Source organism: Hippea jasoniae, from assembly GCF_000744435.1.
Classification (GTDB): domain Bacteria; phylum Campylobacterota_A; class Desulfurellia; order Desulfurellales; family Hippeaceae; genus Hippea; species Hippea jasoniae.
In genome coordinates, this window is record NZ_JQLX01000010.1 from 69,294 (window position 1) to 82,792 (window position 13,499).

At 37.2% G+C, this 13,499-nt stretch carries 11 protein-coding genes; 3 read left to right on the forward strand and 8 right to left on the reverse strand.

Translation table 11 applies throughout. The features are described from left to right. Window positions 1-100 precede the first annotated feature (100 nt). Window positions 101-370, forward strand: a complete 270-nt coding sequence (gene rpsT / locus EK17_RS01080) for a 30S ribosomal protein S20 (RefSeq protein WP_035586757.1) — start codon at window positions 101-103, stop codon at window positions 368-370. A gap of 27 nt (window positions 371-397) precedes the next feature. Here rpsT and EK17_RS01085 read toward each other — a convergent pair whose 3' ends face one another. The 7 genes from EK17_RS01085 to EK17_RS01115 all read right to left on the reverse strand — a co-directional run bounded on the left by EK17_RS01085 (window position 398) and on the right by EK17_RS01115 (window position 7,788). Then, window positions 398-1,384 carry an ABC transporter ATP-binding protein gene (locus EK17_RS01085; protein WP_035586760.1) on the reverse strand — a complete coding sequence of 329 codons (987 nt, stop codon included), beginning with the start codon at window positions 1,382-1,384 and terminating at the stop codon, window positions 398-400. Then, window positions 1,377-2,336: an ABC transporter ATP-binding protein gene (locus EK17_RS01090; protein WP_035586762.1), complete on the reverse strand. Its 960-nt coding sequence runs from the start codon at window positions 2,334-2,336 to the stop codon at window positions 1,377-1,379. The genes EK17_RS01085 and EK17_RS01090 overlap by 8 nt, the downstream gene beginning before the upstream one ends. Then, on the reverse strand, window positions 2,336-3,217 hold the full coding sequence (locus EK17_RS01095; RefSeq protein ID WP_156957492.1) for an ABC transporter permease: 882 nt from the start codon (window positions 3,215-3,217) through the stop codon (window positions 2,336-2,338). The genes EK17_RS01090 and EK17_RS01095 overlap by 1 nt, the downstream gene beginning before the upstream one ends. Window positions 3,218-3,219: 2 nt before the next feature. Continuing rightward, complete coding sequence (locus EK17_RS01100; RefSeq protein WP_035586765.1) at window positions 3,220-4,224, reverse strand: ABC transporter permease; 1,005 nt, start codon at window positions 4,222-4,224, stop codon at window positions 3,220-3,222. A 117-nt stretch (window positions 4,225-4,341) separates the two neighbouring features. Then, window positions 4,342-5,808, reverse strand: coding sequence for an ABC transporter substrate-binding protein (locus EK17_RS01105; protein WP_198018118.1), 1,467 nt, complete (start codon window positions 5,806-5,808; stop codon window positions 4,342-4,344). A gap of 112 nt (window positions 5,809-5,920) precedes the next feature. Then, window positions 5,921-6,667, reverse strand: coding sequence for a hypothetical protein (locus EK17_RS01110; protein WP_035586767.1), 747 nt, complete (start codon window positions 6,665-6,667; stop codon window positions 5,921-5,923). Beyond that, entirely contained in the window at window positions 6,664-7,788 is a 1,125-nt protein-coding gene (locus EK17_RS01115) for a hypothetical protein (RefSeq protein WP_035586770.1), read from the reverse strand. The genes EK17_RS01110 and EK17_RS01115 overlap by 4 nt, the downstream gene beginning before the upstream one ends. Before the next feature lie 121 nt (window positions 7,789-7,909). Here EK17_RS01115 and secA point away from each other — a divergent pair, with 121 nt between their 5' ends. Both secA and EK17_RS08880 read left to right on the forward strand, forming a co-directional pair. Then, window positions 7,910-10,318, forward strand: a complete 2,409-nt coding sequence (gene secA / locus EK17_RS01120; RefSeq protein WP_035586773.1) for a preprotein translocase subunit SecA — start codon at window positions 7,910-7,912, stop codon at window positions 10,316-10,318. Further along, window positions 10,311-10,775, forward strand: a complete 465-nt coding sequence (locus EK17_RS08880) for an MGMT family protein (protein ID WP_156957493.1) — start codon at window positions 10,311-10,313, stop codon at window positions 10,773-10,775. Before secA ends, EK17_RS08880 begins: the two co-directional genes overlap by 8 nt. Here EK17_RS08880 and EK17_RS08885 read toward each other — a convergent pair. Then, window positions 10,764-13,298 carry a cache domain-containing protein gene (locus EK17_RS08885; protein WP_051904335.1) on the reverse strand — a complete coding sequence of 845 codons (2,535 nt, stop codon included), beginning with the start codon at window positions 13,296-13,298 and terminating at the stop codon, window positions 10,764-10,766. The genes EK17_RS08880 and EK17_RS08885 overlap by 12 nt on opposite strands. Window positions 13,299-13,499 lie beyond the last annotated feature (201 nt).

Below are 13,499 nucleotides of genomic sequence, written 5' to 3' on the forward strand. Positions count from 1 at the left end.
ATGCATTAAATCTAATCAATTTATAAAATCGTTAAAAATTTGACTTTGGTTTCTCATTATGGTAATTAAAATCAGCAAATTTGAAAAGGAGGAGGTGTCTGTGGCAAATCACAAATCTGCAATTAAAAGGGCAAGGCAGAATAAAAAAAGATACGCAAGAAACAAGGCTTACAGGACAAGGCTAAAGAACATCCTTAAAAAAACAAGGATGATTATCGACACTGAAACCGACCAGGAGAAGATCAAGCAGCAGCTTGTAGAAGCAGAAAGGATTATTCGAAAGATTGCAACCAAGGGCGTTATTCACGACAACAAAGCATCCCGCCTTATATCTCGCCTTTATGATAGATTGAGAAAAAAAGCATCATAAGGAGAGGTTAACCTCTCCTTATTTCCATTAAACATAGTGGCAGGCAACAAACCTACCTTTTTCAACCTCTTTTAAAGCTGGCTCTACTTTAGAGCACTTATCTTTTGCAAATGGACAGCGTGTATGGAATCTGCAACCCGATGGAATTTTTGTAGCTGAGGGTATTTCACCTTTGGGTAGGATTTTTTCCCTTTTTATATTTGGATCGGGTACAGGTATAGAGCTTAGCAGTATTTTTGTGTATGGATGCAGCGGATTTGTGAATATATCGTATGTTTTTGCAATCTCTACGATACTGCCTAAATACATAACGGCAATTCTATCGCAGATATACTTGGCACTCGCAAGGTCGTGTGTAATAAAAAGATATGTGAGTTTTAGCTCCTTTTTTAGGTTTATCATGAGTTTTAATATTTGAGAGCGGACAGAAACATCTAACATGGCTGTGGGCTCATCTGCCACGACAAATTTGGGATTTGTAATAAGAGCTCGTGCAATGACAACCCTCTGTCTTTGGCCACCTGATAGATATTTAGGGTAGCGATTGTAGAAATCCTCAGCTGGCGATAGATTTACCAATTCAAGTATCTCTAAAACCTTCTGCTTTATCTGCCCTCTTGAGAGGTTTGTATGGATTTCAAGTGGATGGGAGATTGTCTGGCCCACGCTCATGTAGGGGTTTAAACTTGCCATTGGATCCTGAAATATAATCTGAAAGTCTCTTCGGGCTTTTTTTAGCTGTTCTTTTGAGAGTTTTTCTATGTAGTAGGAATCAAAGAATATAGAGCCTCTGGTAGGCTCAACGAGTCTTATAATTGTTCTGCCCAATGTTGTTTTGCCACTGCCTGATTCACCTACAACACCCAATGTTTCACCTTTTTTGATCTCAAAAGAAACATTATCCACAGCTTTTACTATAGGTTTTTCTCGTTTGAATATCGCCTCAAGCCAGGGTCTTTTTAGCTCAAACTCCTTTGAAAGATTATCAACCTTTACTATTACCTGACTATCCATTTTTCTCCTCATACAACCAGCATTTTACCCTTCTGTTATCGATTGTTATATCGGGTGGCTCCTCAAGAGAGCATTTTTCCTTTGCAAACGGGCATCGCGGATAAAACCTGCATCCCTTGGGTGGGTTTTTTAAATCTGGAAGAGAGCCTTCAATATACTTTAGATCCATATCATCTATTTTTATGTTTGGTATGGATTTTAAAAGCAGTTGCGTGTATGGATGTAGTGGTTTGTTGTACAGTTCTTTAACCTCAGCAAATTCAACAAGATGACCCGCATACATAACGGCAACCTTCTGAGCAAGTTGAGCCACTATACCCATATCGTGTGTAATCAGCATGATTGACATTTTCATCGTTTCTTTGAGTTTGTTGAGCACCTGCATAATCTGCTCCTGTACCACAACATCCAGCGCAGTTGTGGGCTCATCGGCTATTAAGAGTTTTGGTTTTAGCGATATGGCTATTGCTATCATAACCCTCTGGCGCATACCGCCGCTGAATTCAAAGGGGTAGTTATCCAATCTTTTTGGGTCAACACCTACTGATTCCAATGATTCAGATGCTATCTTTATCATCTCTTCTTTTTTCATATCGGGATTGTGCACCCTGAACAGCTCAAAAAAATGATCCCTTATTCTCATAATTGGATCGAGGCTTGTCATGGGATCCTGAAAAATCATTGCTATATCTTTGCCTCTTATTTTTCTTATCTGTTCATCCTTCAGTGTTATTAGATTTTTGCCTTCAAAATTTATAGCCCCAATAGTTTGAGCATTTTTTGGTAGAAGCTTTAAAATAGCTGTTCCTAAGGTGGATTTTCCACAGCCTGACTCTCCCACAATGCCCACGCTCTCCTGCTGTTGAATCGTTAGGTTTACATCCTTAACAGCACTAACAACGCCTTTTCTTGTTTTATAGTTGATTGAAAAATTTTCTATACTCAACAGCATTACCGTTTCTCCCCGATGTTTGGATTGAAGTATTCGTTTAAGCCTTCTGCAAACATACTAAAACCAAGCACTATTAAGATAATTGCTACGCCAGGAAAGAAAGCCATCCACCACTGGTTTGATATGATAAACTGCTGACCGTTTGCAAGGTCGTACCCCCAATCGGGTGTTGGAGGTGTGATGCCAAGACCAAGAAAGCTAAGCCCAGCCTCTGTCATGATCGCATCTGCTATATTCATGGAAAGCACGACAATAATAGAAGGTAAAACATTGGGAAGTATGTATCTGAAGATAATCGATATTGTGTCTGCGCCAATCGATTTAGCACTTTCTACATACAGTTCATTTTTTACACTGGCTACCTGTGAGCGTATCACTCTGTAGTATGTTGGAATATAGACAACGGCTATCGATAGTGAGATGTTAATAATACCCGGTCCAAGCACCGCAGCTATTGCTATTGCAAGTATCAATCCGGGAAATGTATAAACAGAATCCATTATCATTGTCATAACCCTATCCAGTATGCCACCTGCATAGCCTGTAATCAAACCAAGTGGAATACCTATAGCTGCAGCTATGGCTGTTGCAATAAGTGCTATTGTTAAAGCCATTCTTGATCCGTAAATGAAACGACTAAAAACATCATAGCCCAGGTTGTCTGTTCCCATTAAATGGTGAATATTGGGTGGCTGAAGTGGGGTACCAGAGGGCTGAATAGGATTATAAGGTGCTATCATGGGTGCAAAGATTGCCATAACGATAAAGATTATAAGAAGACCTCCACCAATTAAAGCCATTATGCCACTTGAATCTCCAAGCAGGTCTTTTATAAAGGATGAAAAACGGGCTGATACCATTTGATTGGCGTTTTTTACCATTATCAATACCTCACTCGCGGGTTTATCCAGGCGTTTATTACATCAACAAGAATGCTTATTATCGCAACAAATATTGCAAAAAACACGATTGTTCCCTGAATAGCGGGGAAATCCCTTGCATGTATCCTTGATACAAGATAACTGCCTATACCTGGCCAGGAGAATGTGACCTCTGTCAAAACTGCACCCCCAAGCAGCAGGGCAAATTGCAAACCCATGATGGTGAGAATGGGTGGTAGGGCATTTTTTAATGCATGTTTAAACAGAACCGTTTTTTCTTTGACGCCCCTTGCCCTTGCTGCGGTGGTGTATTGAGCAGAAAGCGTTAAAACAACATTGGATCTAACCATTCTTACAAATATACTCGATATTACAACCCCCAGTGTGATTGATGGGAGTATTAGATGCATAAGGGCATCTTTTAAAACATCCCATTGACCGTTTATTATTGCATCCACAACATAAAGTCCTGTGCGGATGGGATCGGGGGTCATAAAAGGCGATGATTCACCAGAAACAGGCAGCCAGTGCAACCAAACACCAAAAATTAACTGCAGCATCAATCCAAACCAGAATACGGGAAATGAATATACAAAAATCGAGTAGATGCGCGCCGATAGATCAAGCGGACCGCCTAAATGGTAAGCTGCATAGGTTCCATAGAAAATTCCTATAAATACGGCAACTATCATGGCAAATATTGTTAGTTCCAATGTTGCCGGGAATTTCTGCATGAGCTCTTTTAAAACAGGCATCGATGTGACTGTAGATCTGCCAAAATCACCTTTTGCAATGTTTTTTAGATAATCCGCATATTGGACAAGGATAGGTTTATCCAGCCCCATCTGATGCTCCATTGCCTTTACAACAGATGGTGGCGCTTTTGGTCCAAGCATGGCTAAAACAGGGTTTCCAGGAAGCACCCTCAAAACAAAAAATACTATTGTTAAAATGATTAAAACCATAGGGATGGATAAAAATACCCTTGTTAAGATGTAGCTTTTCATGGCTTTTTCCTCCCAGACAAAGGGCAAAATAAAAAGGGGGATAAACCCCCTTTAGCCCTTATTCTTTGTAGAGCAGATAATAGCGGAAAATCTGAACAGGGTCAAGTAAAATTCCCTTTATGTTGGGTTTTGATACAATTCTTTTTTACCCTGGAAGAGTGGAATATAAGGAGCCTCTTCTGCAAGTATTTTCTGAACTTTTTCATAGATTTTTTCTCTTTCCTTTTTGTCTGTGACCTGTCTGGCTTTTGAGAGTAGTTTATCCACTGTTTTGTTTGAATAGAAACAACCCATAGATGGACTTGCGCTGCTTGCCAAAAATGGCCACATGTAGTCGTCTGGATCAAAGTAGTCTGGATACCAGCCAAGCAGGAACATGCCCATAACGCCGTTGAAGTAGTAATCTGTGTATGTTGCCCACTCTGCAGATTTTAGCTGGCATTTTACAAGACCTGTTTTTTCAAGTTGATTTTTTATTGTTAATGCTAATGCAGCCTCTGTTGAGCCGTAGTGTGATGGGCTATACCACAGGGTTATCTTGAGAGGTTTTTCTTTGCTGTAGCCCAGTTTCTTCAACATTTTAATTGCTTTTTTGAGGTTGTATTTGGGGAATGTATTTTTGTGTCCCCACATGCCTTTAGGAATCAATGTGTAGAGTGGATCTACTTGGCCGCTGAAAACATCTTTAACTATCTGGTTTCTATCTATTGCATAAGAGAAGGCTTTTCTTATAGCTGTGTTTCCATAAGGTTTCTGTTTTACATTGAAAACAATCTCTCTGATAAATGGACTTGGACCCACTAAAGCAACAAAATTTTTGTTTTTCTGAATCTTGGCAAACTGTTGTGGCAGTAGCGTTCTATATGCAACATCGATCTCACCATTTAGAAGTGCGATATACAGAGTGTTTGCGTTTCTGTAAAGTTTTAAAAGAATGATTGGTGTTTTTGCCTTTTTGCCGTGATAGTAAGGGTTCCTTACAAATTCAATCTGCTGACCTCTTACCCATTTTTTAACCATGTATGGACCGCTTGATACAGGCATTCCATCATAGACCTTATCTGAAGGGTATACCTTTGGATCGACCGGATAGGATACAGGGAAGGCTAAAATGCTTATAAACGGTGCAAAGGCGTATTTTAGGTGGATTTTAAACTCATAATCGTTTACAACCTCAACGCTCTTTAGAACATCAGCAAGCAAAAATGATGGATCCTGTTTAAGTTTAATAACCCTGTCTAAGGAATACTTAAAAGCTTCGGCATTGATTGGATCACCGTTTGAGAACTTAAGGCCTTTTTTTAAGTAAAATGTGTAGGTTAAACCGTCTTTTGAAACCTTCCATTTTTTTGCAAGATCTGGGACAATCTTTGTTGTGCCTGGAATATACTTTACCAATCCTGCACCGATGTTTTGAAGAATGTTGTCAGAAAGATAATCGTAAGCCTTTGCTGGATCTAATGAGGTAATCTTATCTGTCGTGCCGATGATGACATAACTTTTTTTAGAGATGGCAAACGACGGCAGACTGATAAAGCTTACCAAAAGCAAAGCTGCTAAAAGCCTTAAAAAGAGCTTTCTCATAAAACACCTCCTTAGAATTTGTTAAAACTTTATTATCATAAATTTTTATCCATGTCACTAAATTTATAAATTACTTAACTTTTACATTTAGATGTGTGCTTTTAATTAATTATTAAGGATTCGATGATATATTAACTATTCTGCAGTCGTTGTTTGTATCCTTTGAAAGGTATAAGTATAGTGTTTGGGTTGTATGGGAGTCGGTGTAGATTAATCTAACTTTAAAGGTTTTTATGCCAACTGTTGATAGAGCACTGCATATTGTGTCTTTATCTGTCATATCCTCTATTTTTTCTATCTCTACTGTTTTAGAAAATCTATTTTTAAACGCCTCAAAATCACCTGCAGCAGGAAAATGGATTTTTTCACCATTGCAGTCTGTCATAACATAATCTGCAAAAGAGAGCATGGAGTAGGCTTTTTTAAATTGTTTGTGATTGAGAAAACCAAAAAAGTCTTTAATGGCTTTTGTGCAGTTGTCTATTTTGGGTGGCTTAAAGGCAGAAATTGTAAAGTAATTGCTATAGAAACACTCTATTGGTTTTGAAACAAGACACGCTGCAACCCTGCAAAGATTACTTGATGGAATACCGAATCCGCTCACAAATCCTGAAGGTATCTTTACAGTGAAACTGCCTTTTGTAGCAGGTGTGTTGCAATTGTTGACAAAACCTTTATCTTTTCCTCCTATTAAGATGCCTAAACATATTTTGTCTTTTATGGTTGAGTGCCATTTTATAGTGTAGCTGTGCCCTTCGATCCATGTTGTATTTTTATTTGGTATTGTAAAAGTAAAATCTTTTGCTCCTACAGGGTAGGTTAAAAGTAGAAGAAACGGTATAAAAATTAATTTTTTCATCTAAAATCAATTCTTACATTTATAAGCTGTGCTGAAGTAATAACAAAACTTGAACCAGTTACAACACCCGAACAATTGCCCCTTAACCCAATGCCTACAATATTTCCTCCTTTATGAGCATTTATGTAAAATATGTATGTTATTTTTTTGGCTTTTTTTGCTCTGTAGAGTTCTTGCATGCCCTCCAATAGGGATTTTACATTGTTTATTGTATCAAGCATTTCTAATGCTTCTTCGACATCTCTTGGTTTTGAAATACCTGGCGCTGCAAGTAGTACCAGATCAATAATTTTTCCTGCTGCTATCTGGTAGTTTAATCCAGGTATTACTGTTTTTTGCTTGTAATGAGATTTGTATCGAGCGGTTACTTTTAATCCAGCAAAAGCTCCTAAACCAACAACCTTTGTACCACCTGTATAATATATTGTTGCAGTTACTTTTACTTTGCCGTTTTTTGGTGAATTGAAATAAATGTACTGCGTAGCCTCAGATGTTGAACCTCCAAGAATTGCCTGATCTAATATTCCTAAATAACCTGTATTGTAATTGCAAAAGTATAAAGCTCTTGAGCCTCTCCCGGGATTTATTGTTTTTCTCCAACCAGAACAGTTTAGATAAGGGGGTGAAATATTTAATACAGAGGGTTGTTTTTTATTTTTCTTATGGTGTTTGTTTTTATTGTTCCTGTGTTCTGAAAAGTTTAGTGTGATGGCTCTCCATTGATACGGTCCCCAGTGCCCTGCAGGAAAGCTTATGTCTGGCCAGAATATCCATCTACCAGCTTTATTTATCTTGATAGTGGCTGAGATTTTAACTGTCTGGTGAGGTTTGATAAACTTGCTTTTATATGTGTGGCCAAAATCCCTGTTTTTGCCATCAGGATTTCTACAGGCAATAAAGAAGCCGTATTTCCCTGTTTTTATAAGGTGTTTTGTTATATTTGTGATTTCAAAAGATGCATGAAGTTTGCTGCCGACTTTTAAATCTGAAGCGCTTATATTAAAATTTTTTACTTCCAATCCCCAGAATGTACCAACATATCCAATATTTCTATTAAAAGCAAAACATAATTGAGTAAAGAGACCTGTAAAAATAACAACGATAAGATAAATCTTTCTCATTGCAAATCCTCTAACTATTTTTAAATTTTTAGTTTTTTTAACTGTTAATGTCAAGCTTTTTTATTGATTTTTTAGGCGATCTACACTAATATTTGGCAGACTATGTTTTTGAGGAGTGAAAATGATATCTGGAGTGCTTAAAAAGATCTTTGGAACTCAAAATGATAGGGTTTTGAAGTCTATTCAACCTTATGTGAATAAGATTAACGATAAAGAAGCCTGGGCAAAGTCTTTAAGTGATGAACAGATTAAGGAAGAGTTGAAAAAGCTTGAAGATAGATATCAATCCAAGGGTAATCTTGATGATATTTTGGTTGAAAGCTTTGCACTAACAAGAGAAACAGCCAGACGCACGCTTAATATGCGTCATTTTGATGTTCAGCTAATTGGTGGATATGTTTTGCATAAAGGCATGGTTGCAGAGATGAAAACAGGCGAGGGTAAAACGCTTGTTGCAACACTACCGCTTGTGTTAAATGCCCTAACCCGCCGCGGCGTGCATCTTGTTACGGTTAACGATTATTTAGCCAAAAGGGATGCCTTATGGATGGGGCCTATCTATCTGTTTTTGGGTTTGAGTGTGGGTGTTATTCAGCAGCAGAACAAGTCGTTTTTAGTTGAATGGGATGATAAAGAAAAGTTCACGACAAAGCTTGTTGCCTGTTCACGAAAAGAAGCGTATCAGGCGGATATAACATACGGCACAAACAGTGAGTTTGGTTTTGATTATTTAAGGGATAATATGAGTTTTTCGCTTGATGATTATGTTCAGCGGGAATTTTACTACGCCATCGTCGATGAGGTGGACTCGATTTTGATTGATGAGGCACGAACACCGCTTATTATCTCTGGTGTTGCAGATAAGCCATCCTCAATGTATTACAAAATTGATAAGGCTGTCAGGCAATTGAAGCCTGAGGATTATGAGGTAGATGAAAAGGCAAAAAATGCCGTCTTAACCGATTCAGGCGTTGAAAAGATCCAGAAGATTTTAGGTATAAAAAACCTGTATGATATAGAAAATATTGAGATTCTCCATATGGTGAATCAGTCGCTTAAGGCTCATGCTGTATATGAGCGGGACAAAGATTATATAGTTAAAGATGGTAAGGCTATTATTGTTGATGAGTTTACCGGTAGATTGATGCCCGATAGACGCTACTCAGACGGTCTGCATCAGGCGATTGAGGCAAAGGAGCATTTAAGAATTCAGAAGGAATCTCAAACGCTTGCATCGATTACATTTCAAAACTACTTTAGAATGTATGAAAAACTTGCAGGAATGACAGGAACTGCCGCAACAGAGGCCAGGGAGTTTAAAGAGATATACAATCTTGATGTTGTTGTTATACCAACAAATAAGCCGATAAGAAGAATAGACCATAACGACTTGGTGTTTAAAACCCATAAAGAGAAGATCAACGCCATCATAAAAGAGATAGAGGAAAGACATAAAAAAGGTCAGCCGGTTCTTGTTGGCACAACAAGTGTGGAAAAATCCGAGGAGCTGCACAAAATCCTTGTTAAAAAAAGAATACCGCATGCGGTTTTAAACGCAAAGCATCATGAAAAGGAGGCAGAAATCATAGCCCATGCTGGTGAGGTTGGCAGGGTAACAATTGCCACCAATATGGCAGGTAGGGGCGTGGATATAAAGCTAACAGAAGACAGCAAAAAATTGGGCGGATTGTTTATTTTGGGCACAGAAAGGCATGAATCAAGGCGTATAGACAACCAGCTTAGAGGAAGATCGGGCAGGCAGGGTGATCCTGGTGAATCAAGGTTCTTTTTATCGCTTGAAGATGACCTGTTGAGGATTTTTGGATCGGAAAGAATCAAGCTTTTGATGGACAAATTGGGCGTTGAAGAGGGTGAGGCAATAGAAAACAAGATGATTACGCGTGCCATTGAGAATGCCCAGAAGAAGGTTGAGGCTTATAACTTTGATATCAGGAAAAACCTGCTTGAGTATGACGATGTTATGAATAAACAAAGGCAGGTGATCTATCAACAAAGGCGAAGCATACTTGAAGGTGTTGAGTTAAAAGACGATATTTTAAGCTACATAGAGTCTATTGTTGATGATGTAGCCGATGTATATCTTCCAGAGAAAATAGACCCCACAAACTGGGATGTGGATGGGTTTAACAAGGAGATGAGGCGAATATTTGATAGAACATTTAAGATTGACACAGGCGAGATTGCAAAAACAAAAAGAAGGGATAAGCTGATTGAGGATATCAAAAAAAGCCTGATTGATGAATACAATCAAAAAGAGGAGCTTATAGGCTCAGATCAGATGAGGGAACTTGAGAGGCAGATTATGCTTCAACTTGTTGATATGCACTGGAGAGAGCATCTTAAAAATATGGATTATCTGCGTGATGCTGTGGGCTTAAGAGGTTATGGTCAGCGCGATCCGCTTGTTGAATATAAAAAGGTATCCTTCGATGAGTTTGAAGATATGGTAAAAAGGATTCAGGAGGATACCGTTGCAAGTATCTACCATATAAAGGTCGTTGTTGAGTAGATTTTTTATCGACACGCCTTTTGAGCGCTGGTTGATAGTTGAGTTTTGTAATAAAAAGATCTGCTCCATCAAATTTAGCAGCCAAAGAGAAGGCATTCCATTAACAGGCGATTTAAAAAAAGTTTTTGAGTATATTTTTTTGCATAAGGATTTCTCCTGTTTTGATTATACTCTGCTTGATATGGATCTTTTAAGTAGAAATGAGTTACTGCTTCATAAGTTTCTTATTGAGACAAAGATCGGCGAGGTTTATGCATACTCTGATGTCGCCACCGTTCTTTTTAAAAAACCCACCTATGCACGGTTTGTTGGGAACCTGCTAAAGAAAAACCGTTTTGTGTTTGTTGTTCCATGTCATAGGGTAGTGGCAAAAAACGGTATTGGTGGCTATACTCCATCTATTGAATCTATTGAACTTAAAAGAAAGATTTTGCGATGGGAGGGGCTATCTATTTAGGAAATACTCTTCAAGCTTTTTGTCTATCGAGCCTTTCTTTGTTTCAACTGTCCATTTGATAATTTCTTTTAGATGGGAAATTCTGTCTTTAGAGTATTTATCTTTAAACATATGTTTGTCAGCTTCTCTAAATAGCTCTTCATATGACTTAAACTGTCCCGAATAAACAGTCCATCCCCACGATACACTGATGAATGTATCACCAAAATCGTTGTTTTTCTTTATTTTTTCTTTTACCCTCTCTAAATATTTTTTTATGCCGTTTTCATCTGTATTGGGCATCAAAACAGCAAACTCATCCCCGCCAATTCGTGCGACTATATCTGTAGAGCGTGCAGATGTTGATAGAATTTCGGCAAGTTTTTTCAAAAGCCTATCGCCCATCTCGTGACCCAGAATGTCGTTTATAATTTTCAAACCGTTTAAATCAAGTAAAACCAATCCCAATGGCCAACTGCGTTTATTAAACAATCTTTTTATCTCCTCTTCAAAGTAATGCCTGTTGTATAGACCTGTTAAAGTATCGTGGAAACTCAGATACTCAAGCTGTTTGCTTTTGATATATCGCTGCGTTATGTCGTTAAATGAGATGATAATGTAATTTTCGTTGTTGAGCGTAATCTTTGAGGTATAAACATCGAACCATTTACTTTTGCCATCAGCTGTGGTTAAGTTTACCTGACATCCCTCGCATATATCCCTATCTTTTAGAACCTTTACAAATTTTGCCTTTAGGCTTATAGGTAGGTCTATCTCTTCAATGTTTATTTTTTCTTTAAACCCTAAAAGCTCTTTTGAAAAGTGATTTGATAAAACAATTTCGCCTTTTCTGTTGACAAGTATGATACCCGTTTTGATGTTGTTTATAAGCTCGCTAAGTTGCGCTTTAGACTGCTGGAGGTATTTAAATAGCTTAACTCTTTCTGTGATTATTTTAAACAAGCCTACTAAATATCCAGTAGATAGTTTATAAACCCTTACATCACAAATCTCGTTTTCTATAATGGCTGAAAAGTTTATACATACAGAGTATTTGTCAACATCTTTTAGGATTTTGTCGATGTTGTTTATTTTTGTTACCTCAGATGCCAGTTTTTTGTTTACATCAAGCATAGGAGAGTTTTTTGCTGCTATGTTAAAATTTTTTACTATGTATGAGTTGTTTTCTAAGGCAAATATAAGCATGCAGTCAGGCATGTTTGATGCAAGTGCACGATAAGTTTCATTTATGCTTTTTAATACCCTATTTCTCTTTTCAAGTTTTTCTACCAAAGTATTGATTTTCTGAGATATGTCGGCAATCTCTTCTGTATTTATGGTGTCAGTGTTTATCCTTCTTTTCAATCGATACGATTTAAAAAAGTTTTCTATGGTTTTAAGGTCGTTTTTTACAGGTTTATAGATGAACAGAAGTATAGCTAAAACCCATACAATTAAAGCGACAAAAAGGGAAAAAACAACTGTGAAAACAAAAAACTTGCGAATATTGTTGGGTATGGTTGTTTTTAAAGTTATAACGCTTTTTATATGAACTGGTGAGCAGGCGCCAACAATCCAGTTTAGCCTTTTAAAGTATCTCAGGTGTGTAATTCTCAATCTATCCTGTTTCGGGTGGAAAGGATAGATGAGCTTTACCGTTAAGCTACCATTATTTAGTAATTTTTTTAGGCAATCCTTGATACACGGTTTGTTGTTTGGATAGGTTATGTAGCTGTCGTCTGGTTTTATGCATGTATGGCCTTTAAATGCAGGGTCTGTGTAAAAAATTACCTTTGCCGGGCAGGTTGAATTGTCTGAAAGCTTTATTACAAACAGGTTTGTTTTTTTTAGCGAGCCAAAGGAAAGCTTAAATTCCTTTAATATCTCTTTTTCTGTACTCTCTTTAAAGTTTGGAAGCAAACGTCCACAGCCTATATACCAGCCAAGCGGTTTAAATAGTTTTATATAGGCTATGCGAGTTACAATTTTGTTGTTGTGAAAAAACCTACCCTCTACAAACCCCTCTTTTTTTGTTTTTATAACGGCAAGCTCCTGTTTTATGGATGGGGCGTATTTCGGAATACTTAAAAGGTTTTTGCCTATTAATTCTTTTTGGGGAGATAAGATTTTTATGCCGTTGAGTGTTGTGATAAAAAAATAGCCTTTTCCTTTATCTATTACGCGATATTTTATTGAGTCTATGATTCGCTGCTTGATGTTTTTGATAGGCTCTTTTTCTTTATATTTATTATAAATGTTTAATGCTGTCATGTAGGCTGAATAATCCCTTTGGCGAAGCGTTTCTTTGATTTTGTATAAGCTGCTATCGAAGGTGTAGTTAGCAAGTTGAATCGCATCATCAACGAGGTTTTTCTCAAGCACCTCTAGCCTTTTTAAATGAACATTATTTTCCATAAAATTGATTGTTTTGTCGATAAGCGTTGAGGAAAAATAGTCCCATAGAAGACTTGTGGTTATAATTATAATCAGGGTTGATATGGTTATCGTTAAAATGGATAATTTAGAAAAACTAATTTTTTTCAATCTTTTGCCTTTAGTTTTCAAACTTTACTCGGCTAATAATACATAAAACCGTTTTATTGTCAATAAAAAATCTATAAAAAATCTATTAATAATTGCATAGATGACAATATTTAATAGTTGAAACCCACTGCGTTATTTGTTTGAGTTAATTTGTTAATAAAAAATTTTATTGTTATCTATAATTAACAAAACAAATTTATT

What these genes read in the sequence shown, in the direction of transcription:
- EK17_RS01095 (WP_156957492.1), bottom strand. Translation starts at nt 3,217, where the DNA reads ATGGTAAAAAACGCCAATCAAATGGTATCAGCCCGTTTTTCATCCTTT.
- EK17_RS01085 (WP_035586760.1), bottom strand. Translation starts at nt 1,384, where the DNA reads ATGGATAGTCAGGTAATAGTAAAGGTTGATAATCTTTCAAAGGAGTTT.
- EK17_RS01100 (WP_035586765.1), bottom strand. Translation starts at nt 4,224, where the DNA reads ATGAAAAGCTACATCTTAACAAGGGTATTTTTATCCATCCCTATGGTT.
- EK17_RS01090 (WP_035586762.1), bottom strand. Translation starts at nt 2,336, where the DNA reads ATGCTGTTGAGTATAGAAAATTTTTCAATCAACTATAAAACAAGAAAA.
- EK17_RS01105 (WP_198018118.1), bottom strand. Translation starts at nt 5,808, where the DNA reads ATGAGAAAGCTCTTTTTAAGGCTTTTAGCAGCTTTGCTTTTGGTAAGC.
- EK17_RS01115 (WP_035586770.1), bottom strand. Translation starts at nt 7,788, where the DNA reads ATGAGAAAGATTTATCTTATCGTTGTTATTTTTACAGGTCTCTTTACT.
- EK17_RS01110 (WP_035586767.1), bottom strand. Translation starts at nt 6,667, where the DNA reads ATGAAAAAATTAATTTTTATACCGTTTCTTCTACTTTTAACCTACCCT.
- secA (WP_035586773.1), top strand. Translation starts at nt 7,910, where the DNA reads ATGATATCTGGAGTGCTTAAAAAGATCTTTGGAACTCAAAATGATAGG.